This is a genomic window from Cupriavidus nantongensis (assembly GCF_041726985.1).
Taxonomy (GTDB): domain Bacteria; phylum Pseudomonadota; class Gammaproteobacteria; order Burkholderiales; family Burkholderiaceae; genus Cupriavidus; species Cupriavidus nantongensis_A.
Genome location: NZ_CP168303.1, coordinates 3,293,674 through 3,316,419 on the forward strand (window position 1 = coordinate 3,293,674; position 22,746 = coordinate 3,316,419).

General features: G+C 68.4%; 26 protein-coding genes. 15 read left to right on the forward strand and 11 right to left on the reverse strand.

The annotated features are described in order from the left end of the window. Positions 1-6 precede the first annotated feature (6 nt). The 4 genes from ACEI37_RS26575 to ACEI37_RS26590 form a co-directional block, all read right to left on the reverse strand. Positions 7-384: a cytochrome c gene (locus ACEI37_RS26575; protein ID WP_373378777.1), complete on the reverse strand. Its 378-nt coding sequence runs from the start codon at positions 382-384 to the stop codon at positions 7-9. 177 nt (positions 385-561) lie between these two features. Next, positions 562-1,440, reverse strand: a complete 879-nt coding sequence (locus tag ACEI37_RS26580; protein ID WP_373378778.1) for a BON domain-containing protein — start codon at positions 1,438-1,440, stop codon at positions 562-564. A gap of 55 nt (positions 1,441-1,495) precedes the next feature. Next, positions 1,496-2,083, reverse strand: coding sequence for a phosphoheptose isomerase (locus ACEI37_RS26585; protein WP_116308287.1), 588 nt, complete (start codon positions 2,081-2,083; stop codon positions 1,496-1,498). A 74-nt stretch (positions 2,084-2,157) separates the two neighbouring features. After that, a complete protein-coding gene (locus ACEI37_RS26590; RefSeq protein ID WP_373378779.1) occupies positions 2,158-2,568 on the reverse strand; it encodes a YraN family protein in 411 nt (136 codons plus the stop codon). An 18-nt stretch (positions 2,569-2,586) separates the two neighbouring features. Between ACEI37_RS26590 and rsmI the strand changes: the two genes are divergently transcribed. Further along, complete coding sequence (gene rsmI, locus ACEI37_RS26595; RefSeq protein WP_373378780.1) at positions 2,587-3,492, forward strand: 16S rRNA (cytidine(1402)-2'-O)-methyltransferase; 906 nt, start codon at positions 2,587-2,589, stop codon at positions 3,490-3,492. 96 nt (positions 3,493-3,588) lie between these two features. Here the strand turns inward: rsmI and ACEI37_RS26600 are convergent, their stop codons facing one another. Next, entirely contained in the window at positions 3,589-4,356 is a 768-nt protein-coding gene (locus ACEI37_RS26600) for a septal ring lytic transglycosylase RlpA family protein (RefSeq protein ID WP_373378781.1), read from the reverse strand. Positions 4,357-4,627: 271 nt separating this feature from the next. On the opposite strand from ACEI37_RS26600, the gene ACEI37_RS26605 reads away from it, so the two are divergent. The 3 genes from ACEI37_RS26605 to ACEI37_RS26615 all read left to right on the forward strand — a co-directional run bounded on the left by ACEI37_RS26605 (position 4,628) and on the right by ACEI37_RS26615 (position 6,373). Beyond that, a complete protein-coding gene (locus ACEI37_RS26605) occupies positions 4,628-5,278 on the forward strand; it encodes an MBL fold metallo-hydrolase (protein ID WP_373378782.1) in 651 nt (216 codons plus the stop codon). A gap of 4 nt (positions 5,279-5,282) precedes the next feature. Continuing rightward, positions 5,283-5,939, forward strand: coding sequence for an exonuclease (locus ACEI37_RS26610; RefSeq protein ID WP_373378783.1), 657 nt, complete (start codon positions 5,283-5,285; stop codon positions 5,937-5,939). A gap of 206 nt (positions 5,940-6,145) precedes the next feature. Next, positions 6,146-6,373, forward strand: coding sequence for a hypothetical protein (locus tag ACEI37_RS26615; protein WP_111521305.1), 228 nt, complete (start codon positions 6,146-6,148; stop codon positions 6,371-6,373). Positions 6,374-6,443: 70 nt separating this feature from the next. Here ACEI37_RS26615 and arsC read toward each other — a convergent pair whose 3' ends face one another. Next, the gene (gene arsC / locus ACEI37_RS26620; protein WP_373378784.1) at positions 6,444-6,803 is read right to left on the reverse strand and encodes an arsenate reductase (glutaredoxin); all 360 of its coding nucleotides are present in this window, start codon (positions 6,801-6,803) and stop codon (positions 6,444-6,446) included. Between the two features lie 173 nt (positions 6,804-6,976). Here arsC and ACEI37_RS26625 point away from each other — a divergent pair, with 173 nt between their 5' ends. The 3 genes from ACEI37_RS26625 (at position 6,977) to ACEI37_RS26635 (ending at position 8,212) form a co-directional block, all read left to right on the forward strand. Continuing rightward, the gene (locus tag ACEI37_RS26625) at positions 6,977-7,561 is read left to right on the forward strand and encodes an N-acetyltransferase family protein (RefSeq protein WP_373378785.1); all 585 of its coding nucleotides are present in this window, start codon (positions 6,977-6,979) and stop codon (positions 7,559-7,561) included. A gap of 97 nt (positions 7,562-7,658) precedes the next feature. After that, entirely contained in the window at positions 7,659-7,943 is a 285-nt protein-coding gene (locus tag ACEI37_RS26630; protein ID WP_373378786.1) for an antitoxin of toxin-antitoxin stability system, read from the forward strand. Beyond that, complete coding sequence (locus tag ACEI37_RS26635) at positions 7,916-8,212, forward strand: type II toxin-antitoxin system RelE/ParE family toxin (RefSeq protein ID WP_373378787.1); 297 nt, start codon at positions 7,916-7,918, stop codon at positions 8,210-8,212. The genes ACEI37_RS26630 and ACEI37_RS26635 overlap by 28 nt, the downstream gene beginning before the upstream one ends. Positions 8,213-8,335: 123 nt before the next feature. On the opposite strand, the gene ACEI37_RS26640 is transcribed toward ACEI37_RS26635, so the two are convergent. Then, positions 8,336-9,604, reverse strand: a complete 1,269-nt coding sequence (locus ACEI37_RS26640) for a M20/M25/M40 family metallo-hydrolase (protein WP_116293780.1) — start codon at positions 9,602-9,604, stop codon at positions 8,336-8,338. Positions 9,605-9,659: 55 nt separating this feature from the next. After that, on the reverse strand, positions 9,660-10,916 hold the full coding sequence (locus tag ACEI37_RS26645) for an allantoate amidohydrolase (protein ID WP_373378788.1): 1,257 nt from the start codon (positions 10,914-10,916) through the stop codon (positions 9,660-9,662). Positions 10,917-11,306: 390 nt separating this feature from the next. Between ACEI37_RS26645 and ACEI37_RS26650 the strand changes: the two genes are divergently transcribed. The 5 genes from ACEI37_RS26650 to ACEI37_RS26670 all read left to right on the forward strand — a co-directional run bounded on the left by ACEI37_RS26650 (position 11,307) and on the right by ACEI37_RS26670 (position 16,535). After that, a complete protein-coding gene (locus tag ACEI37_RS26650; protein WP_373378789.1) occupies positions 11,307-12,704 on the forward strand; it encodes a C4-dicarboxylate transporter DctA in 1,398 nt (465 codons plus the stop codon). A 47-nt stretch (positions 12,705-12,751) separates the two neighbouring features. Beyond that, complete coding sequence (locus ACEI37_RS26655; RefSeq protein WP_373378790.1) at positions 12,752-13,444, forward strand: GntR family transcriptional regulator; 693 nt, start codon at positions 12,752-12,754, stop codon at positions 13,442-13,444. 579 nt (positions 13,445-14,023) lie between these two features. After that, on the forward strand, positions 14,024-14,827 hold the full coding sequence (locus tag ACEI37_RS26660) for an SDR family oxidoreductase (RefSeq protein WP_373378791.1): 804 nt from the start codon (positions 14,024-14,026) through the stop codon (positions 14,825-14,827). Positions 14,828-14,881: 54 nt separating this feature from the next. After that, entirely contained in the window at positions 14,882-15,661 is a 780-nt protein-coding gene (locus tag ACEI37_RS26665) for an enoyl-CoA hydratase-related protein (RefSeq protein ID WP_373378792.1), read from the forward strand. A gap of 37 nt (positions 15,662-15,698) precedes the next feature. Then, entirely contained in the window at positions 15,699-16,535 is an 837-nt protein-coding gene (locus tag ACEI37_RS26670) for a crotonase/enoyl-CoA hydratase family protein (protein ID WP_373378793.1), read from the forward strand. Positions 16,536-16,545: 10 nt separating this feature from the next. On the opposite strand, the gene ACEI37_RS26675 is transcribed toward ACEI37_RS26670, so the two are convergent. From ACEI37_RS26675 to ACEI37_RS26685, 3 genes are all read right to left on the reverse strand, one after another. After that, positions 16,546-16,926: a DUF2784 domain-containing protein gene (locus ACEI37_RS26675; protein WP_373378794.1), complete on the reverse strand. Its 381-nt coding sequence runs from the start codon at positions 16,924-16,926 to the stop codon at positions 16,546-16,548. Positions 16,927-16,943: 17 nt separating this feature from the next. Further along, complete coding sequence (locus ACEI37_RS26680) at positions 16,944-17,864, reverse strand: LysR family transcriptional regulator (RefSeq protein WP_025586057.1); 921 nt, start codon at positions 17,862-17,864, stop codon at positions 16,944-16,946. A gap of 148 nt (positions 17,865-18,012) precedes the next feature. Beyond that, positions 18,013-18,711, reverse strand: a complete 699-nt coding sequence (locus ACEI37_RS26685; protein ID WP_373378795.1) for a hypothetical protein — start codon at positions 18,709-18,711, stop codon at positions 18,013-18,015. A gap of 283 nt (positions 18,712-18,994) precedes the next feature. Between ACEI37_RS26685 and gcl the strand changes: the two genes are divergently transcribed. From gcl to ACEI37_RS26700, 3 genes are all read left to right on the forward strand, one after another. Next, the gene (gene gcl, locus ACEI37_RS26690) at positions 18,995-20,779 is read left to right on the forward strand and encodes a glyoxylate carboligase (RefSeq protein ID WP_018006165.1); all 1,785 of its coding nucleotides are present in this window, start codon (positions 18,995-18,997) and stop codon (positions 20,777-20,779) included. A gap of 145 nt (positions 20,780-20,924) precedes the next feature. Beyond that, positions 20,925-21,707 (forward strand): hydroxypyruvate isomerase, encoded by a 783-nt coding sequence (hyi, locus tag ACEI37_RS26695; RefSeq protein WP_373378796.1) that lies wholly within the window; start codon positions 20,925-20,927, stop codon positions 21,705-21,707. A gap of 78 nt (positions 21,708-21,785) precedes the next feature. After that, positions 21,786-22,706 carry a 2-hydroxy-3-oxopropionate reductase gene (locus tag ACEI37_RS26700; RefSeq protein ID WP_018006167.1) on the forward strand — a complete coding sequence of 307 codons (921 nt, stop codon included), beginning with the start codon at positions 21,786-21,788 and terminating at the stop codon, positions 22,704-22,706. The last annotated feature ends 40 nt before the right edge of the window (positions 22,707-22,746 follow it).

Here is a 22,746-nt window from a genome sequence, read left to right on the forward strand (position 1 = left end):
CTCCTGTCAGCGCACGGTGGCAAACCACGCCGCGATCGTGGCGATCTGGTCGTCGCTGTAACCCTTGGCGATCTGGTGCATCACCGTGGCGGGGCGCGTGCCGGCCTTGAAGGCCTGCATCTGCGCGGCCAGCTCTGCCTGCGGGCGGCCGGCCAGCGGCGGAATCGTGCTGCCCGCCGGGGCCCGGCCGGCCGGGCCGTGGCAGCTGGTGCAGGCGGCGGCCTGGCTGCGCGCGCGCAGCGCGGCATCGGTGGCCTGGACAGGCGCGGCGGCTGGCGCGCCGCCGGGTTCGGCTGACAGCGCCGGCTGAGCGCATAGCATCGCTGCCAGCAGCGCCAGTCGGGGCGGAATACGCCAGGCAGGCCGGGGGATCGTTGTTGTCATGGTCTCGCTCCGTCTGGGGGCCGGCGCAGCGCCATCGCAGTCAGCGTTGTCAGCCAGCGTGGCAACCGTAGCACATCGGCCGGGCCCGGTGTGCGTTGCAAACCGCAGAACGAAAAACGGCGCCCGCATATGCGGGCGCCGTCTTGGCCGGCCGGAGCCGGGCGAGCGCTGCGCGCTTCAGGGCAGGTTGCGGCCGGGCGGCAGCGCCACTGGCGAAGTGACCGGAGCCGCGACCGGCGCGGTGGTCGCGCCCGCGCTGCCGGCGGTACCCGGTGCCGCACCGGCCGGCGCATCGATCGGTCCGCCCACGCCCGGCACCGACTGCACCGGCGCCGGCGTGCCGACGCTGCCGTCGAACGACGGGTTCTCCGAGGTCGAAGCCGCATCCAGGCGCGCGCGCTCGGCGTCGTTGACGTAGTCGAAAGCCTTGACCACCTTGGTCACGCCCGAGGCATTGCGCGCCACGTCGGTGGCCCGGTCGCCCTCGGCGCTGGTGACCACGCCGAGCAGGTAGACCACGCTCTTTTCCGTGGTGACCTTGATCGAGTTGGACGGCACGCCTTCGGCGGTCATCAGCAGCGTCTTGACCTTGCTGGTCAGGTAGGCGTCCTGGCTCTGGGTCATGAAGCCGGGCGAGTTGACCACCTCCAGCTCATTGATCACCACACGCGCATTCTGCAGGCCGCGCACGTACTGCTCGATCTGTTGCTTGACGCTGTCGTTCTTCGCTTCGCCGGTCAGCAGCACCTTGCGGTTGAAGACGGTCACGTTGACACGGGCCTGGCCGCTGAAGCGCGAGTTGATGGTGCTCTCGGCTTCGAGCTGCAGACCGCGGTCGACGGTCTGGGTGGCGGCCGGGCGGCGGTCGGTGGCCATGGCCACCCCGGTGCCCATGGCGCCGGCGATCACCGGGAAGCAGCCGGCCAGCTGCGTGGCGCACACCAGCGCGGCCGCGGCCAGGCCGGCGCGGCCCAGGCCGGAGCTGGCCAGGGGGCGGGAAGGATGGCGCGCGTCCGCGCCGTTCCGGGGAGCTTGCGTAGTGGGCAGATGGGTCATGCGGTCCTTGCTGTGTCGGAATGTTGGGAATGAGAGGGTCGGCGGATGCCCGGCATCACGCCTCTCCGAGCAGTGCCTCGTCGATGCCGTTGCACAGGCAGTGCAGCGTCAGCAAGTGCACTTCCTGGATGCGCGCGGTGCGCTCGCTCGGCACGCACAGGTGGATGTCGAATTCATCGAGCAGGCCGGCGATGGCCCCGCCGCCCTTGCCGGTCAGCGCCACCACCGCCATCTCGCGCTGGCGCGCGGCGGCCACGGCGGCCATCACGTTGTCCGAATTGCCCGACGTGGAAATCGCCAGCAGGATGTCGCCGGGCTGGCCGAGCGCCTCGACCTGCTTGGCGAACACCTTGCTGAAGTCGTAATCGTTGCCGATCGCGGTCAGGATCGAGCCGTCGGTGCTCAGCGCGATCGCGGCCAGCCCGGGCCGTTCGCGCTCGAAGCGCCCGACCAGCTCGGCGGCGAAATGCTGCGCCTGCGCCGCGGAGCCGCCATTGCCGCACGCCAGGATCTTGTTGCCGCTGGTCAGCGCGCCAACCATGCGTTCCACCGCGGCGTCGATATACGGGGCCATCACCGCCGCAGCCTGTCGCTTGGCTTCGGCACTGTCTAGGAACTGTTGCTGGATACTGTCGATACTCATGGCTCTGGGGCCGGTTTGTTGCCATGGCGATCCGCGAATCGCCGCTTATGTCTACCGCTGATGTCTGCCGTGCATTATGACCCAGCCCCGGCGGCATCCAGGTCAAAGGCGTGCTGCAGCCACTCCAGCCGGCCGGGCTCCAGCGCCACCACGTCGAAGCGGCATGGCGGCACCCGGGCCAGCGTGGCAAGGTAGTGCCCGGCGGCCAGCAGCACGCGCCGCTGCTTGGCCGGCGTGACGCTGGCCGCGGCGCCGCCGAAGCCCCGCCCGCTGCGCTGGCGCACCTCGACGAACACCAGCGTGCCGTCCGGCGCGCGCATCACCAGGTCGATCTCGCCGCCTTTGCAGCGATAATTGCGCACCACGGGCTCCAGGCCCTGGCGCCGCAAGTGGGCCAGGGCCCGGTCCTCTGCCTGCGCCCCGCGTGCCTGCCGGCTTGGCGCCTGCCTGCCCGGCACCTGCGTGCTGGATTTGAATGATCGCATCAACGGAAGTTCTCAAGCATGAGTGACTGGATCTCCCTGGCGGCAAGCCAGTCGTACCCGGCCGGCACGCTCTATGTCGTGGCCACGCCCATCGGCAATGTCGCCGACCTGTCGCTGCGCGCGCTGCATGTGCTGGGGCTGGCCGACGCGGTGGCCTGCGAGGACACCCGCAATACCGGCCAGCTGCTGTCGCGCGTTGGGCTGCAGCGGCCACTGGTGGCGGTGCACGAGCACAACGAGCGCGAGGCTGCGGGCCGCATCGCGGAGCGCCTGGCGGCGGGCGAACGCATCGCGTACGTCTCGGACGCCGGCACGCCCGGTATCTCCGACCCCGGCGCGCGGCTGGTCGAGGCGGTGCGCGCCGCCGGCCATCCGGTGGTGCCCCTGCCCGGTCCCAGTGCGGCGGTGGCGGCGCTGTCGGTGGCGGGCGACCTGCTGGATGCCGGCGCGGGCCGCTTCACCTTTGCCGGCTTCCTGCCACCCAAGCCCAAGGCGCGCGCCGAGGCAATCGCCGGCCTGGCGGCACTGGACCACGCCTGGATCTGCTACGAGGCGCCGCACCGCATCGCCGATACGCTTGCGGCGCTTGCCGCGGGCCTGCCGGGCGAGCGCCGGCTGCTGGTCGGCCGTGAACTGACCAAGCTGTTCGAGGACATCGCCGTGATGCCGGTGGCGCAGGCGCCGGCCTGGCTCGCGGCCGACCCGAACCGGTCCAAGGGCGAATTCGTGCTGGTGGTGGAAGGTGCCGGCAGCGCCGCCGCCGAGGGCCTGCCGGATGCCGAAGCGCAGCGCGTGCTGGCGCTGCTGCTGGCCGAGCTGCCGGCCAAGCGCGCCGCCAAGCTGGCGGCCGCGATCACCGGCGCGGACACCGATGCCCTGTATCAGCTGGCGCTGGCACAGCGTGCCGGCGGCGCCGGCGATTGAGGGCACGGCCCGCGCGCGGGCACCGGCGCGGAACTGCAGGTCAGAATGTAAGGAGGAAGTGTCAGCGCGCGGCGGCATGCGACGGCGCTGGCGCGCTCAGCGGCGCTTGCGCTTGACGGTCTTGCCGCTGGCCTTGGCCGCCTTGCGCGCCTTGGCGGGCGCCAGCGAATTGGCCAGTTCCGGCACCGACACGTCGTCATCGCCGCTGCCGTCGCCGGCCTCGGTGCCCCCGGCATCCACCTGCGGGCCCAGCGCGGCGACTTCGGTGCGGGTCAGGCGGCGGATCTCGACGTTGGTGGCGCCGCGTTCGACAAAGCCCAGGCGGCGCGCCGCGCCGTAGGACACATCCAGCACGCGGTTGCCGTGGTACGGGCCGCGGTCATTGATGCGCAGCACCGCGACCTTGTTGTTGCGCAGGTTGCGCACCAGCACCCAGCTGTCCAGCGGCAGCGACGGATGCGCCGCGGTCATGGCGCGCATGTCGAAGCGTTCGCCGTTGGCGGTCTTGCGGCCGTGGAAGCCCTTGCCGTACCACGAGGCCACGCCGCGCTGCTCGAACGTGCCGATGTCGGCGCGCAAGCCTTCGAGCGAGTTGCCGCTGCGGCCTTCGTCGGGGTCATAGCCGAACAGGTTCCAGCTGCCGGTGTCGGGCGTGCGCGTGGCGGGCTTGACCTCGGCGCGTTCGGCCCGGGCGGGCTTGCCGTTTTTTGCCGCGCGCGTGGGCACGGCATCGCCGGCGTCGGTGCTGGCAGTATCGCTTTCGGGCGGCGTGGCACAAGCGGCCAGCACCACGGCGCATGCGGTGCATGCGCCGAGCTTGGCCAGCCGTTGCCAGCGCTTGGTGAGAGCGGAGATCCGTAACATGGGCGGCAGTCTAACATTGACTGTTTGGGACTATCTCTTTCAATTTGTTACGAAATCTGTGCGATTTCGCACCATCGGGGCCTAATTGGCCGGAATCCCGCGTCTGGCAAGGGATTCGGCTCGATGCAGCGTGGCCTGCGATGGGTACTCCATTGATCACATCGAACCCGCCGGGCGTGCCCAACGTCCCCGGCGCTACAATGCTGGGCACTGCCGCCGATCACGCCGCCAGGACGCCGGGTCCGGTACCCGCCGGCTATACAAGACCTCCATGAAAGCCCTGCTCATTCCCGTCACGCCCTTCCAGCAGAACTGTTCCTTGCTGATCGATGAAAGCACCGGCGCCGCCGCGGTCTGCGATCCCGGCGGCGACCTCGACCGCATCCGCACGGCGGTGAAAGACCAAGGCGTCACCCTGGAAAAGATCTTCCTGACCCACGGCCACGTCGACCATTGCGCCGGCGCCGCGGCGCTGTCGCGCGAACTCGGCATCCCGATCGAGGGCCCGCAGCAGGACGAGCGCTTCTGGATCGAGCAGTTGCCCGAGCAGACCCGCCGCTTCGGCTTCGGCCACGCCGAGAGCTTCGAGCCCGACCGCTGGCTCGAGAACGGCGACACCGTGCAGTTCGGCAACGAGACCCTGGAGGTCTACCACTGCCCCGGCCATACCCCGGGCCACGTGGTGTTCTTCTCGCGTCCCAACCGGCTGGCCGTGGTCGGCGACGTGCTGTTCGCCGGGTCGATCGGCCGGACCGACTTCCCGCGCGGCAACCACGCCGACCTGATTCGCTCGATCCGCACGCGGCTGTGGCCGCTGGGCGAGGACGTGACCTTTATCCCCGGGCACGGCCCGGTCTCCACCTTCGGCGAGGAGCGCCGCAACAATCCCTTCGTCGCCGATCACCTGGTCGAAGCGGGCTGAGGCCATGGCCAAGCGACAGGCGCCCGACACCCGCCCCGAGATCTACGTCAGCACCGACGTCGAGGCCGATGGGCCGATCCCGGGCCCGCACTCGATGCTGTCCTTCGCCTCGGTGGCGATGCTGGCGGACAAGACCGTGCTCGGCACCTTCTCCGCCAATCTCGAAACCCTGCCCGGCGCCGCCGGCCATCCGGTGCAGATGCAGTGGTGGCAAACCCAGCCCGAAGCCTGGAGCGCCTGCCGGCGCGACCTGCAGCGCCCCGAGGACGCCATGGTGCGCTATGTCGAATGGGTCGAGGCCCTGCCCGGCAAGCCGGTCTTCGTCGCCTTTCCGGCGGGCTTCGATTTCACCTGGATGTTCTGGTACATGATGCGCTTCGCCGGGCGCTCGCCGTTCGGCTGGGCTGCGCTCGACGTCAAGACGCTGGGCTTCGCGCTGACCGGGCGGCCCTATCGCAAGACCGTCAAGGCGGCCTTCCCGGCCGGATGGATGGATCCGCTGCCGCACACCCACGTGGCGCTCGACGACGCGATGGAACAGGGCGCGCTGTTCTGCAACATGCTGGCGACGCTGCGCGAGCGGGAAGCGGCGCTGGCATCGCTCACGGCAGAAGAGGGAGCCAGCGCAAGCGTGCCCTCACCTCCGCCAAACCAGGCCTGATCGCCTGTTGCGCCGCGTCAGGCGCGGCGGCATGTCCCTTGCAGGCCGCCGCTCGCATCTGGCGCCAGCCCGGCTATAGTAGAAGCGGATATGGCGTTACCGGGCGAAACGAGCCATGACTAACCGGCGCACTTGCGCAGCCACGCCATACGACATTTGAGCCATCCTGCCCGGACCGCGCGGCGCCTGCCGAGGAGGTGTCGATCATGCGTTTCCCTACCGACCTGCACTTGAGAGACCTGGCTGGCCGGATCCATTGGCCGCATGCCACGCGGGACGCCACGCCCATTACCCATCGCCACACCTCGGACGAGGACGCCGAAGTCGCCAAGGCCACGCTCTACATCAGCACCGTGACGCTGGTGGTGCTGCTGGTGGTGCTGGCGGCCATCGCTTTCGGTCAGGAGGCCATGCACTGGCTGGGTGTTCATTAGACGACCCCGCCTGAAGCAGACTGCCTCGCAGACCGGCCGGCCCCCACACACCGTGGGGGCCGGTTCTATTTCAGGCCAGCAGCGGCGCCACGTTCTCGGGCGGGCGGCCGATCGCGGCGCGGCGGTTGCGCACTACCACCGGACGCTGCAGCAGGATCGGGTTGTCGGCCACCGCCGCGAGCAGCTCGGCATCGGTCAGGCCGGGGTCGGCCAGGCCCAGTTCGGCATAGGGGGCTTCGTTGTCGCGCAGCATCTCCCGCACCGGCACGCCCAGCAAGGTGTGCAACTGGCGCAGCGTCGACAGCGAAGGCGGTTCCTTCAGGTACTCCACGATCTCCATCGGCTCGCCCAGCCGCTCGGCGGCAGCCTGGACCAGGGCGAGGGTCTCGCGCGACTTGGAGCAACGGGGGTTGTGGTAGATGGTGATCATGGCAGGTCCTTTCTTGTCATGGCCGCGCCCCGCTGCGGGGCATCGGCACTAATGCGGTGCAAATCCATCCGCACTATATACAAGACCGCGGCCCGCGCGCAGCATCATGCGGTGCATCGCCCACCGGCACGCATCCTGCGTTGCACCGGTTCTTGCCCCAGGCGCCATTTCCGATGACCTCCACTCCTGCTTCCACCACCGCGCCACGCGATCCGGGCACGCGCCCGCCCTTTACGCTGCGCGACGCCACCCGCGCCGATATTGCCGCCATCCACGCGATCTACGCCCATCACGTGCAGCACGGCCGCGCCTCGTTCGAGGAAGTGCCGCCGAGCGTCGACGAGATGCAGCTGCGCCTTGCCGAAGTGCACCGCAAGCGCCTGCCCTACCTGCTTGCCGAGCGCGACGGCGAGGTGCTGGGCTACGCCTATGCCTCGGCCTACCGCGCGCGCAGCGCCTACCGCTTCGCCATCGAAGACTCGATCTACATCGACCACCGCCGCGTCGGCGAAGGTCTGGGCCAGGCGCTGCTGGCCGCGCTGATCGCGCGCTGCGAAACCGGCCCATGGCGCCAGATGGTCGCCGTGATCGCGTGCACCGCCGCCGGCGAAGGCGCGGGCTCGCTGGCCGTGCACGAACGGCTGGGCTTCCGCACCGTCGGCCGGCTCGAGGCGGTGGGGTTCAAGCACGGTCAGTGGATCGATACGGTGCTGATGCAGCGGATGCTGGGTGCGGGCGCGACGACGCTGCCGGTGTAGGCTGAATCGGCTGCCGCAAGTTCAGACGGGTCTTATCGCCGTGCAGGTGTCCTGATGTCGACAATGCCTATACTTTGTCATCACAAGGACACCGGACATGCTTGTGTCGGAAGAAACCCAGTTCACTCTCACACTGAATCGTCAACTGCGCGACGCCTTTATAGCCGCGGCTGAGGCCGAAGGTCATACCATCTCGCAGGTCACTGAAGGATTGATACGTCAGTACCTCGAGCAGTGCCAGAAGTCACGCGACGACGACGCCCGGTTCCGGCAGATGGTCGAACAGGGCAGGACTTTCATGCGCGCCGGCATCGGCATTCCAAATGAACAAGTGGAAGCCGAATCCGCCGTCTGGTGTGCCGCGATGTTACGGCAGGCTTGAAGCTGCTATGGACGCCACAGGCACTGAAACAGCCTATAGCGATCCGGAGCTTCATCGCACAGCATGATCCCGTTGCCGCAGTCCGAATGGAAAGGCGGTTCAATGAGGCGGCTGCGCGGCTGCAGCTTTTTCCCGAACTTGGAACGGCGAGCCGCTGTACCGGAGCTCGTGAGTACGTGGCGCACGAGCACTACCGACTGATTTACGAACTCAATGAAGGAGTGATCTGGATCATAGGAATCGCGCACACATCGCGGCGTTCTTTATAGCCAGCCAGAACAACATTGGCAATCCACCCGGCCATAGCCGCATCACAATGCAAAACGCCACGGAAACCCGTGGCGTTTTGCATTAACCAGTCGCCTATTTGCGCTCTGGCAAATCGACTCGCCTTACTGCATCAGGTCCGACAGCGCCAGGGCCACCACCTTGGTGGCACGGTTCAGGTCGTTCAGGCGCAGGTTCTCGTCCGAGTTGTGGCCGCGGGCTTCCATCAGCGTGCGCGGGCCGGCGCCGTACAGCACGGTGGGGATGCCGCGCTTGGTGTAGTGGCGGGCGTCGGTGTACAGCGGCACGCCCTGCACCGGGATCTCGACGCCGAAGACGGACTCGGCACGGCTCTTCAGCGCGCCGATCAGCTTTTCCACGCCCGGCAGTTCCGACAGCGGCTCGGCCAGGATGATGCGCTCGACCTTCACCTCGATGCCCGGGCGGTCCTTGGCGGCCTTCTCGACCACGGCGCGGATCTCGCCCTCGGCGTCGAAGCCGATCTCCTCGGGGATCATGCGGCGGTCGACGCGGAAGGTCACCAGGTCCGGCACCACGTTGGTGTTGATGCCGCCCTTGATCAGGCCGACGTTCAGCGTCGCGGTGTCGATGCCCGGCACCTTCGACTTGCGCGTGGCCAGCTCGGCGCGCAGGCCGTAGATGGCCTGCAGGATGTGGGTGGCGGCCTCGATCGCGTCGACGCCGGTGTGCGGCATGGCGGCGTGGCCCTGCTTGCCCTTGACCGTCACCTCGACGTGCAGGCAGCCGTTGTGCGACGAGGTGATACCGTACGAGAAGCCCGCCGAGATCGCGTAGTCGGCCTTGCTCAGGTTGTTGTCCAGCAGGAACTTCGGGCCGATGTCGCCGCCGGTTTCCTCGTCATAGGTGAACTGCAGCTCGACCGCGCCGTTGATCTTCGCACCCTGCTTCTCGGCTTCCATCAGCGCCAGCACGGCGTAGGTGTAGGTGGCGAAATCCGACTTGGACACCGCCACGCCGCGGCCGTACATGACCGGGCCGTGCTCGCTGTCGGCGATCTCGCCGCCGTACGGGTCCTTGGTCCAGCCCAGGCCGGGGGGCACCACGTCGCCGTGGGCGTTCATGGCGATGACCGGGCCGCCCGTACCGAACTGCTTGCGCACGATCAGGTTGGTGGCGCTGATCATGCCGGCGGCCTTGACCTGCTCGTCGGGCACCTTGTGGGCCTCCACCGTGAAGCCCAGCCCCTCCAGCAGTTCCTTGGCGCGCTTGCCGTGCGCGTCGCAATCGCCGGCCGGGTTGTCCGACGGCACCTTGACCAGTTCGGCCAGGAAGGCTTCCTGCTGCGGACGGTGCTGGTCGATGAACTGCGTCAGCGTGGTTTCGATGGGGTTCATATTGTCTCGTGCGGTCATGACTTGTTCTCGTAACAACTGAAGGAGGTTCGGGTGGGCTTCCAGGCGCGCTGGCTTACTGCGGCAGCCGGAAGTGCTCGACGAAATCGCTGAACACGCGCGCGGACAGTGCGGCATCCTCGGCGGTCATGGTTTCGGTGGGATGGTGGCTGATGCCGCCGTTGCCGCAGCGCACGAACAGCATGGCGACATCGGCGATGGCGGCAATGGCCATGGCGTCGTGGCCGGCGCCCGACGGCAGGTGGCGCACCGGCACGCCCTGGCGGGCGATGGCGGCGGCCCATTGCTCTTGCAGCCACGGGGCGCAGGGGACGCTCTTCGCCTCGTGGGTCTTGCGGATCTGTGCGCGCACGTTGCGACGCGCGCAGACGCGCTCGATCTCGGCCAGCACGTCGCTGACGGCGGCCTCGCGCTCGGCGTCCTCGCCGGCGCGGATGTCGATGGAGAACACGGCGCGGCCCGGCACCACGTTGGTGGCGCCGTTGGGCACGTTGAACTGGCCCACGGTGCCGACCAGGCCCGGCTTGCCGCCGCAGCGCTTCTCGATATAGAGGCCGATTTCGGCGCCCGCCATGGCGGCGTCGCGGCGCATGTCCATCGGCACGGTGCCGGCATGGCCGGCCAGGCCTTCGAGCTCGACGAGGAAGCGGGTCGCGCCGGAAATCGCGGTCACCACGCCCACTGGCAGGCCTTCGTTCAGCAGCACCGGACCTTGCTCGATATGCACCTCGATGAAGGCCGCGACCTTGCTGCGCTCATGCTTTGCCGCGGGCAGCGCGGCGGGGTCGAAGCCAGCCTCGCGCATCACCTCGCGCATGCTCTTGCCGCTGTCGTCGAGGTTGTCCAGCACGTTGTTGTCGAAGGTGCCGGCGATGGCGCGGCTGCCCAGCAGCGTGGCCTTGAAGCGCACCCCCTCTTCCTCGGCGAAGCCTACTACCTCGAGCGCAAACGGAAAGCGCTTGCCCTGCCGGTTCCATTCCGCCACGCACGCGATGGGCAGGATCACGCCCAGGTTGCCGTCATAGCGGCCGGCGTCGCGCACGGTGTCGAAATGCGAGCCGGTCAGCAGCGCCGGCGCGTCGGGCGTGGTGCCCTCGTAGCGGCCGATCACGTTGCCGGCGGCATCGCGGCGCACCGTCATGCCGGCCTGCTGCATCCACTCGGTCAGCTGCGCGGCGGCGCCGTGGTGGGCCGCGGTCAGGTAGGTGCGGGTGAGCATGCCGGGCTGCTCGGTGTGGACGGCCAGGGCGTCGGCCCAGGCCATGATGCGCGTGCCAGTCTCTGCGGCGGACGGCGACGGATTTGCTGCCATGCGTGTCTCCTGCTGGAAGTGCGTGAAAGCCGCGGCGGCGTGGCTGGCGGGGTGCCAGTGCGGGCGGGGGCGCCCATGGCCGAAGCTCTATTCTGTGCGATTCATGGTAGCACAGTGAATTCAAAAATTGCATACAAAAATGATATGCACTATATTCGGTTCCACGTTCAGACAATCCGCCGCGGACAATCCGGTCCGGACAGCGGATGGCGTGGGATCCGTCCCAACAGGGGGGCTGCCCACGCGGTGGCGTACTCCCGACCCGGAGTCCCGCCCGGAACGTAAGGCCGGCAGCCCAACCCAGCCGTCAGAGCAGCATGGGGCCGCCGGTAATTCCTGGATCGAAATGGGCCGGCCAGCGCACAGGACCGGCCCCGCACGGAGACAACCATGCAGCACGCAGTTCCCTCGCAGCAGCGTCCGGGCAATCCCCGCCTGCACACCCGCTTTACCCGCTCGCTGTTCGGCCAGGTGCTGATCGCCCTGGTGATCGGCACGGCGCTCGGCCTCGCCTTCCCCGAGTTCGCCGCCAAGCTCAAGCCGCTCGGCGATGCCTTTATCAAGCTGATCAAGATGCTGATCGGCCCGATCGTGTTCTGCGTGGTGGTGGCCGGCATCTGCGGCGCCGGCGAGCTGAAGAAGGTGGGCCGCGTCGGCATCAAGGCGGTGGTGTACTTCGAGGTCGTCACCACCATCGCGCTGGCGCTGGGCATCCTGCTGGCCTATGTGTTCCAGCCGGGCGTGGGCATGAACGTCGATCCCCGTTCGCTCGACGCCTCGGCCATCGCCGGCTTTATCGACAACGCGACCAAGGTCAAGGACCAGGGCACGGTCGACTTCCTGCTCAAGCTGATCCCCAATACCGTGTTTGGCGCCTTCGCCAACGGCGACGTGCTGCAGGTGCTGGTGGTGTCGATCCTGTTCGGCTGCGCGCTGTCGCTGGTGGGCGAGCCCGGCCGGCCGCTGGTCAGCCTGATCGATACCTTCTCGCACACGCTGTTCAAGATGATGGGCTTCATCATCAAGCTGGCGCCGCTGGGCGTGCTGGGCGCAGTGGCGTTCACGGTCGGCAAGTACGGCATCGGCTCGCTCAAGCAGCTGGGCTTCCTGGTGCTGCTGTTCTACGGCGCGGTGATCGTGTTCGTGCTGGTGGTGCTGGGCGGCATCATGCGCGCTTGCGGTTTCTCGGTGATCAAGCTGATCCGCTACCTGCGCGCCGAGCTGCTGGTGGTGCTGGGCACCGCCTCGTCCGACAGCGTGCTGCCGCAGGTGATGAAGAAGCTCGAGTTCATGGGCGTAAAGAAGTCGGTGGTGGGCCTGGTGATCCCGACCGGCTACTCGTTCAACCTCGACGCGTTCTCGATCTACCTGACGCTGGCCGCGGTCTTTATCGCGCAGGCGACCAACACGCCGCTGGCCATGGCCGACCTGCTCGGCATCCTGGCGGTGGCGCTGATCACCTCCAAGGGCGCGCACGGCATTCCCGGCTCGGCCATCGTGATCCTGGCCGCGACGCTGTCGGCACACCCGGCGATCCCGGCGATCGGCCTGGTGCTGGTGCTGTCGGTGGACTGGTTTATCGGCATCGCGCGCGCGCTCGGCAACCTGATCGGCAACTGCGTCGCCACCGTGGTGGTGGCCGCATGGGAGAAGGACATCGACCGCGCCCGGGCGCACGGGGTCCTGAACGGCACCATCGAGGCGTCCGACCTGGATGCCGGCCTGGCCGCGATGGCGCAGGACGCCGCCGCTCCGGCCATCGTGCCGGGCCCGGTCGCGGGGCGCTAGAATCACGCATCTCCCCAACCGCGCAGCCTCTGCGCAAGTGCGCTGCCATGCCCGAGCATATCGATCCTGACATGACCGCCGAAGCGATCGCCGACGACATCGTCGCGGCGATCGTTTCGCACCGCCTGCCGCCCGGCACCAAGCTGCGCGAGGAGGCGCTGGCCAGCGTCTACCGCGTCAGCCGCACCAAGGTGCGCGCGGCGCTGCTGATGCTGTCCAAGGACAAGGTCATCCAGATCGTGCCGGACAAGGGGGCGTTCGTGGCCAAGCCCAGTGCCGAGGAAGCGCGCGAGGTGTTCGCCGTGCGCCGCATCCTCGAAGCCGCGCTGGCGCGCGAGTTTGTCGCGAAGGCCACCGCCGCCGACTACAAGCGCATCGACCGCCACCTGGCGGCCGAGCGCAAGGCGCTGGCCGGCAACGATGCCCAGGTGCGAACCCGGCTGCTGGGCGACTTCCATATCGTGCTGGCCGAGGTGGTCGGCAACGGCGTGCTGACCGAGATGATGCGCGAGCTGTCCACGCGCAGCGCCGTCATCACCATGCTGTACCAGTCGCGTCGCGATGCGGCCTGCTCGTCGGACGAGCACCGCGAGTTTATCGAGGCGGCGCGTGCGGGCGATGTCGAGCGCGCCGTCACGCTGATGGTGGACCACCTGGGCCACGTGGAGGGGGCGCTGCATTTCGAGGAAACCGCGCCGGTGGCGCGCGGCAAGGACCTGGTCGCCGCGCTGCTGGCCTAGGTGCCTGCTCCACCCTTTCCCAACTCTCCTTCCTGGGTGCCGGCCGCTTGACGTGAGTCAAAGCACCCCGGGCCGCCCGCGCGCAAACTTCATCTCGCCATGAAGACGCGGGGGCGCACTTCATGAGCACTTGCCTGCCGGCACCTCATCGTCGGCAGGCCGCCCGCACGCTGCAACGGTGTGCGGGCTTTCTTTTTTCTGAGGACGGGGTTCCGCGTCGCCGAATGGCGCGCTGCCCCGCCGCCTCGCACCCCTGCCGTCCCGCACCGGTTTTTTCCTTTTCCGACAGCAGGTTGCGATGCCCCCGGGGCTCACTTTGGGTGTCCCAGCGTGGATGCGTCGTGTGCGTTTGCGGACCCTTCCCTGCCGGCCATGCGTGAAAGCGAATCCCGGCTTCGGGTTAGGATGCCGCAGGCCCGGCCAGAGGCCCGCGCCGTCCCGCCACACCGGGCAGCCGCAAACCATAACAATCACAGGGAGACCGCCATGCGCCATCGCGCCATACCTTCCGTGCCGCCGTACCGCCGGCACTAGCCCTCGCCTGCATCCGCCCTGCTTCCCGATCGAAAAGGACTTCCCATGCCCAGCGCCTTCCGCCCCGACGCCTTCGCCGGCAAGACCGTATTCGTCGCCGGCGCCTCCTCCGGCATCAACCTTGGCATCGCGCACGGCTTTGCGCGCGCGGGCGCCCGGCTGGCGCTGATAAGCCGCACCGCCGAGCGCATCCAGGCCGCCGCCGACACCATTACCGCGGCCGGCGGCACCGCCATCGGCATGGCCGCCGACGTGCGCGACTACGCCGCGGTCGAAGCCGCCTTGGTGCGCGCGCAGGACGAACTGGGCCCGGTCGACGTGGTCATCTCCGGCGCCGCCGGCAATTTCCTGGCGCCCGTGGTTGGCATGTCGGCCAATGCCTTCAAGACCGTGGTCGATATCGACCTGCTCGGCACCTTCAACGTGTTCCGCGCCAGCTTCGACCACCTCAACAAGCCGGGCGCGTCGCTGATCGCGATCACCGCGCCGCAGGCGGTCAACGCGATGATGTTCCAGGCCCATGCCTGCGCCGCCAAGGCCGGCATCAACATGCTGATCAAGTGCCTGGCGATGGAATGGGGCCCGGCCGGGGTGCGCGTGAACGGCATCTCGCCCGGCCCGATCGCCGACACCGAAGGCATGGCGCGGCTGGCCCCCACGCCCGAGATGGAGGCCCGCTACAAGGCGCGCCTGGCGCTGCGCGACTATGGCACCAAGGACGACATCGCCGACGCCGCGATGTACCTTAGCAGCGACAACGCCCGCTATGTCACCGGCACCATCCTCGACTGCGACGGCGGCAGCAAGCTTGGCGACGCCTCGGCCGACGCGCTGAAGAAGCCGCAATAGCCCGGCAACAGCAGATATCCGCATACGCACCGACCCAGAACCAGGAGAACCACCATGACCGCAACCGTCCTCTACCAAGCCAGCGAAGGCGTGGCCACGCTGACCCTGAACCGCCCGGACGTGCTCAATGCACTGAACGCCGACATCCTGCGCGAACTGCGCGAGGCTGTGGACCGCGCCGCGGCCGATGCCGAGGTGCGCGCCGTGCTGCTGACCGGCACCGGCCGCGGCTTCTGCGCCGGCGCCGACCTGGCTGCGCGCCAGGGCGGCGGCGTGTCCGATTCCGGCACGCTGCTGCGCGAGCGCTACCACCCGATCATCATGGCGCTGCGCGAGATGCCCAAGCCGGTCATCACCGCCGTCAACGGCGTCGCCGCCGGCGCCGGCATGAGCCTGGCGCTGGCGGGCGACGTGGTGCTGGCGGCGCGCTCGGCCAGCTTCCTGCAGGCGTTCTCGAAGATCGGCCTGATCCCGGATGCTGGCAGCACCTACTTCCTGCCGCGCTATGCCGGCGAGATGCGCGCCCGCGCACTGGCCATCCTGGCCGAGAAGATCGACGCGGAAGAAGCGCACCGCATCGGCCTGGTGTGGAAGGTCCATGACGACGCCGCGCTGCAGGACGAGGCCGGCAAGCTGGCCCGCCACCTGGCGACCATGCCGACCATGGCCTACGCCATGATCAAGCAGGCCCTCAACCAGAGCCTGGGCAACGACCTGGCCGCGCAGCTGGAAGTGGAAGCCACGCTGCAGTCGCGCGCCAGCCGCAGCGAGGACTGCCAGGAAGGCGTGGCCGCCTTCGTCGAGAAGCGCAAGCCGCAGTTCAAGGGCCGCTGAGCGCGGCGCCGCCTCACCACTTCCAGGGAGCCCGCGCATGAGCGCCAGCAGCAACGAACGTATCCTCGTGACGATCGAAGACGGCGTCGCCGACGTCCGCTTGAACCGCCCCGACAAGATGAACGCGCTCGACCAGGCGATGTTCGATGCCCTGATCGAGACTGGCGAACAGCTCGCGCGCCTGCCCGACCTGCGCGCGGTGGTGCTGTCCGGCCAGGGCCGCGCCTTCTGCGCGGGGCTGGACATGGGCCGCATGGCCGGCATGTTGTCCGACGGTGGCGGCGAATCCCACGACGACAGCATCGGCGCCGGCCGCCTCGGCAAGCGCACCCATGGCATCTCGAACCGGCCGCAGTACGCATGCATGGTCTGGCGCGAGCTGCCGGTGCCGGTGTTCGCCGCGGTGCATGGCGTGGCCTTCGGCGGGGGGCTGCAGGTGGCGCTGGGCGCCGATGTCCGCTACGTCGCGCCGGATGCCAGGCTGTCCGTGATGGAGCTGAAGTGGGGGCTGGTGCCCGACATGGCGGGCATGGTGCTGACGCGCGGGCTGGTGCGCCCCGATGTGCTGCGCGAGCTGATCTACAGCGCGCGCGTGCTGAGCGGCAGCGAGGCGTGCGAGCTGGGCCTGGGCACCTACCTGGCCGACGACCCACGCGCCGCGGCGCTGGCCGCCGCGCGCGAAGTCGCGCAGAAGAATCCGGATGCGATCCGCGCCGCCAAGCGATTGATGGCGGTGGCGGAGCGCGGCGACCACGCCACCATCCTGCAGGCCGAATCCGACGAGCAGGACCGCCTGGTGGGCTCGCCCAACCAGCGGGAGGCGGTGCTGGCCAACCTCGAGAAACGCGCGCCGCGCTTCACGCCGGCAAGCTGAAGCCGGTCGCTCAGCGCCTGGCATGGTGGTGGCGCCGACGTCGCCACCACAGCGCATAGATCGCGACGTTCACCACCAGCACCACCAGGCCCAGCCATAGCTGCACCGTGGGCGTCAGCCCCGCCGGATAGATCAGCGGCAACAGGTAGCGCTCGACAAAGCCGCCGCTGTAGCCGGCCTGCCCGGCAGCCCGGCGCAGCGTGTTTTCCAGCGGCGTCAGCGGGCAGATCCAGCCGGCCCATTCGATCAGCACGCCCCACACCGCCGCCGGCAAGTGCACCCATGCGGCGCGCGGCCAGCGCAATACCAGCAGGCCGCCCGCCACCACGAATACGATGAACAGCGCGTGCACGATGACGACGAGGTCGGCCAGCCAGGCGGCGCTCGGCATGGTATGCGGCGGCGGCCTCAGTTGCCGCCCGCCGTGTCCATCCAGTAGCCCGGGCGCGCGAACTGCGCCTTCAGGTGCTCGATGAAGAAGCGGATCTTGGCCGGCACCGGACGCTGCTGCGGGTACACGGCAAGGATGTCGTAGGCGGGCAGCGCGTATTCGTCCAGCACCGTGATCAGCTCGCCGCTCTCCAGCTGCGGCAGGATCTCCCAGGTGGAACGCCAGCCCAGGCCCAGGCCCTCGCCGGTCCAGCGGTGCAGCAGCTCGCCGTCGTTGCAGTCGAGGTTGCCGTTGACGCGCACGGTCACGGTCTTGCCGTTCTGGCTGAAGTACCAGCCGCGCTGCTGGCCGCCCTGCAGGTTGAACGCCAGGCAGTTGTGCTGCGCCAGGTCGTCGAGCGTCTGCGGGACGCCGTATTTGGCGAAGTACGCCGGCGTGCCGCACACCACGCGCTTGTTCGACGCCAGCTTGATCGCGACGAAGTTCGGATCGATGGCGCCGCCGATGCGGATGCCGACGTCGTACCCTTCGCGCACCAGGTCGACCACGCGGTCCGTCAGGTTGAACGAGATCTGCACCTCGGGGTTGCTGGCCAGGAACGCCGGCGCGTGCGGCGCCACGTGCTTGCGCCCGAACGCCGCCGGCGCCGACACGATCAGGTGGCCGGTGGCCTTGTGCTTGCCCTCGGCGATCAGCATCTCGGCGCGGTCGAGGTCGGCCAGCGCCTTCTTGCACTGCTCCATGAATACCGCGCCCTGCTCGGTCACGGCGATGCGGCGCGTGGAGCGGTGCAGCAGCTTGACGCCGATGCGGGCTTCGAGCGCGTTGATGCGGCGGCCGATCATCACCGGCGTGACGTTCTGCGTCAGCGCCGCGGCGGCCATGCTGCCGTGCTCCACCACGGCGATAAAGGCTTCGATTTGCTTGAGTTTGTCCATCTGATATTGGTCTCCCGGGCGCCATTGTGCGGCATCGCCGGGGTTGTGGCATCCCTGCGCGGCTGATGGACCGGATCGAAGCCGCCGCATAAGGGCCGCTGCCGGGGCTCGCCACGGGCACGCTGCGGCACCCGGTGCATGGCTACGTTCAGCCCGCGCCAGCCGTGCGCTTGCCGAGTTGTGCGTTCAGTTCGGCCGCCTCGCCCAGCACATGGGCCAGGCGCCGCAGCGGCCGGCTGCATTGCAGATGCAGGTACAGGTAGCAGGCGGCGCCGGTCACCACCATCACGCCGTAGAGCCACAGCAGCGTGCCGGCCACGGCCTGCTGGCGCGGCAGCGCGGCCAGCACCGCGGCGGCTGGCGCCAGCGCCAGCAGTACTGCCAGCGTGCGCGCCGCGCCCTCCCACAGCCGCAACTGCAGCGCCACGCGCCGCTGCCGCGCCTGCAGTTGCTGCGGCGGAATCCGCGCCAGCCGGCGCAGCAGCGCGTCTTCGGCGGCGCTGTCGCGGTCCAGCTCGGCGGCCTGCCAGCGCAGCGGATGGCGCAGCCGCGCCAGCACCGTGCCGGCACGGGCCAGCCCGGCGCCGACATAGCACGCGGCCGCCAGCGCCAGCAGGGCCTCGAAGCCGCGCAGCGACCACAGCGGCACGGCCTGCTTCAGCCCCAGTCGCCAGACCGCCAGGCCGGCGCCGCACAGGATCGTCGCGGCCAGCGCCGCGACAAAGCCGAGCCACAGCGCGCGCCCGAGCCGGCTGTCCGCCGCGGGCGCAGGCGCGGACGCCGCCTCGGGCGCGGCGGCGGCAAGCGCTTCCAGCAGTTCATAGGTGGACGGCAGCCTGGAATACATGGTCGGCCCGGATGGCAGGAAATGCCGCCATTTTGCCGCAGCGCGCCGCGGCGGCACGCCGGCGCGCCGGCGTACCCGGTGCTGCGCGGCGTGTCCGTACCGTCACACCACATATCCAATGGCATGCATCGGCGTACCTGCGCCGACCGTCCGACGTGGCTTTCCAGCCCTTATTGCGTACTGCAGGTATCGAATCAACTGATCGCTCTTCTGTTTATCCCAACCGGCCTGCGGGAATAGGATCGACTCCAACGAAATTCCCACCATTACCGGAGACAGAATCATGGCAAAGATGAGAGCAATCGACGCGGCAATCGCCGTGCTGGAGAAGGAAGGCGTGACCACCGCGTTCGGCGTGCCGGGCGCGGCCATCAACCCGTTCTACTCGGCGATGCGCAAGTCGGGCAACATCAACCACGTGCTGGCCCGCCACGTCGAAGGCGCCTCGCACATGGCCGAAGGCTACACCCGCGCCGAGCCGGGCAACATCGGCGTCTGCGTCGGCACGTCCGGCCCCGCCGGCACCGACATGATCACCGGCCTGTACTCGGCCTGGGCGGACTCGATCCCCATCCTCTGCATCACCGGCCAGGCCCCGCGCGCGCGCCTGTACAAGGAAGACTTCCAGGCCGTCGACATCGAGTCGATCGCCAAGCCCGTGACCAAGTGGGCCGTGACCGTGCGCGAGCCGGCGCTGGTGCCGCAGGTGTTCCAGCAGGCCTTCCACATCATGCGCTCGGGCCGCCCGGGTCCGGTGCTGATCGACCTGCCGTTCGACGTGCAGGTCGCCGAGATCGAATTCGATCCCGACACTTACCAGTCGCTGCAGCCGTACAAGCCGGCTGCCTCGCGCGCCCAGATCGAGAAGGCCATCGCCATGCTCAACGCGGCCGAGCGCCCGCTGATCGTGTGCGGCGGCGGCGTGATCAACGCCGATGCGTCGGAACTGCTGGTCGAGTTCGCCGAGCTGGTCAACGTGCCGGTGGTGCCGACCCTGATGGGCTGGGGCGTGCTGGCCGACGACCACCCGCTGCAAGCCGGCATGGTCGGCCTGCAGACCTCGCACCGCTACGGCAACGCCACGCTGCTGGCCTCGGACTTCGTGATGGGCATCGGCAACCGCTGGGCCAACCGCCACACCGGCAGCGTCGACGTCTACACCAAGGGCCGCAAGTTCGTGCACGTCGATATCGAGCCCACCCAGATCGGCCGCGTGTTCGGCCCGGACCTGGGCATCGTCTCCGACGCCAAGGCCGCGCTGGAACTGTTCGTCGAAGTCGCGCGCGAAATGAAGATGGCCGGCCGCCTGCCATGCCGCAAGAGCTGGGTCGCCGACGTGCAGAAGCGCCGCCGCACCATGCAGCGCAAGAGCGACTTCGACAACGTGCCGGTCAAGCCGCAGCGCGTGTACCGCGAGATGAACCAGTACTTCCCGCGCGACGTGCGCTACGTCAGCACCATCGGCCTGTCGCAGATCGCCGCGGCCCAGTTCCTGTCAGTCAACCAGCCGCGCCACTGGATCAACTGCGGCCAGGCCGGCCCGCTGGGCTGGACCATCCCGGCCGCGATCGGCGTGAAGACCGCCTCGCCGGATTCGGACGTGGTGGCGATCTCGGGCGACTACGACTTCCAGTTCATGATCGAAGAGCTGGCCGTGGCCGCGCAGTTCAAGGTGCCGTACATCCACGTGGTGGTGAACAACTCCTACCTGGGCCTGATCCGCCAGGCGCAGCGCAACTTCGAGATGGACTACTGCGTGCAGCTGGCCTTCGACAACGTCAACGCCCCCGAGCTGAACGGCTACGGCGTGGACCACGTCAAGGTGGTCGAGGGACTGGGATGCAAGGCGATCCGCGTGTTCAAGCCGGAAGACATCGCCCCGGCCTTCGCCGAAGCGCGCGACCTGATGGCCGAGTTCTCGGTGCCGGTGGTGGTCGAGGTGATCCTGGAGCGCGTGACCAATATCGCGATGGGCACCGAGATCGACAACATCAACGAGTTCGAGCCGATCGAAGACCTCGAGGACATCGAGGAAGCGATCCTGAAGGAAGAAGTGGAAACGGCGTAAGACCCTTCCCGCCCCCTGCAGGACCAGACCGTCATCCCCGCGCATACCCAAAGGGCACGTGGGCGGGGATCCAGCGTCTTTGAAAGTCACTGGGTTCCCGCCTTCGCGGGAACGACAAGAAAAACCAAGTCACAGGAGATGACAAATGACTAAACTTGCGGCCAACCTCACCATGCTGTTCAACGAAGCGGGCTTTCTCGACCGCTTCGAAGCCGCCGCGCGCGCGGGCTTCCGCGGCGTGGAATTCCTGTTTCCCTATGCGTTCCATGCGGACCAGATCGCTGACCGCCTGAACCGATTCCAGCTCGACCTGGTGCTGCATAACCTGCCCGCCGGCAAGTGGGACGCGGGCGAGCGCGGCATTGCCTGCCACCCGGACCGCGTCGGCGAGTTCCAGGACGGCGTGGGCGAAGCCATCAAGTACGCCAAGGTGCTGGGCGTGCGCCAGCTGAACTGCCTGGTCGGCATCCTGCCGCAGAACGTCAGGCGCGAGCAGGCGCAGGAAACGCTGGTGGAAAACCTGCGCTTCGCCGCCGGCGTGCTCGCCGCCGAGCATATCGACCTGCTGATCGAGCCGATCAACACCTTCGACATCCCCGGCTTCTTCCTGTCGCGCACGCAGCAGGCGCTGGACCTGATCACCCAGGTCAACGCGCCCAACCTGTACGTGCAGTACGACATCTATCACATGCAGCGGATGGAAGGCGAGATCGCCAACACCATCAAGGCCAACCTGCCGAAGATCAGGCACATCCAGCTGGCCGACAACCCGGGCCGCAACGAGCCGGGCACGGGCGAGCTGAACTACCAGTACCTGTTCAGGTTCCTGGACGAGATCGGCTACACCGGCTGGATCGGCTGCGAGTACAAGCCGAAGACCACCACCGAAGCCGGCCTGGGATGGCGCGCCGCGCACGGCGTGCAGTAAGTGCTGCGCGCTGCCGTCGTATCCCGCTACTACCTACACGAACCAAGACACATTTAATCTCAAGCAAGGAGACATCACATGGCAACCACTCGCAACGTCGGCTTCATCGGCCTGGGCATCATGGGCGCACCGATGGCGGGCCACCTGCGCGCCGCCGGCCACACGCTGTTCGTGCATGACGTCAACCCGGCCCCGCAGGCGCTGGTCGATGCAGGCGTGACCGTCTGCACCAGCGCCGAGGAAGTCGCCAAGCGTGCCGACATCATCATCATCATGGTGCCGGACACGCCGCACGTGGAAGCGGTGCTGTTCAGCGAGAAGGGCGTGGCCGCCGCGTTCAAGGCGGCCGGCAAGGAAGCCAGCTACAGCAAGATCGTGGTCGACATGAGCTCGATCTCGCCGATCGCCACCAAGGACTTCGCCGCGCGCATCAACAAGCTGGGTGCTTCGTACCTGGACGCGCCGGTGTCGGGCGGTGAAGTGGGCGCCAAGGCCGCTTCGCTGACGATCATGGTCGGCGGCCCGCAGGAAGCCTTCGACCAGGTCAAGCCGCTGTTCGAGCTGATGGGCAAGAACATCACGCTGGTGGGCGGCAACGGCGACGGCCAGACCACCAAGGTGGCCAACCAGATCATCGTCGCGCTGAACATCCAGGCCGTGTCCGAAGCGCTGCTGTTCGCCTCCAAGGCCGGCGCCGATCCGGCCAAGGTGCGCGAGGCGCTGATGGGCGGCTTTGCCGCGTCGCGCATCCTGGAAGTGCACGGCGACCGCATGGTCAAGCGCACCTTCGACCCGGGCTTCCGCATCGAGCTGCACCAGAAGGACCTGAACCTGGCGCTGCAGGGTGCCAAGGCGCTGGGCGTGGCGCTGCCCAACACCGCCACCGCGCAGGAGCTGTTCAATACCTGCTCGGCCAACGGCCTGGGCAAGCAGGACCACTCGGCCCTGTGCCGCGCGATCGAGATTATGTCGAATCACCAGATCGCCAACGCCAAGTAAGCAGCAACCCCGTCGTCCCCGCCCAGCGGGGACGACACGC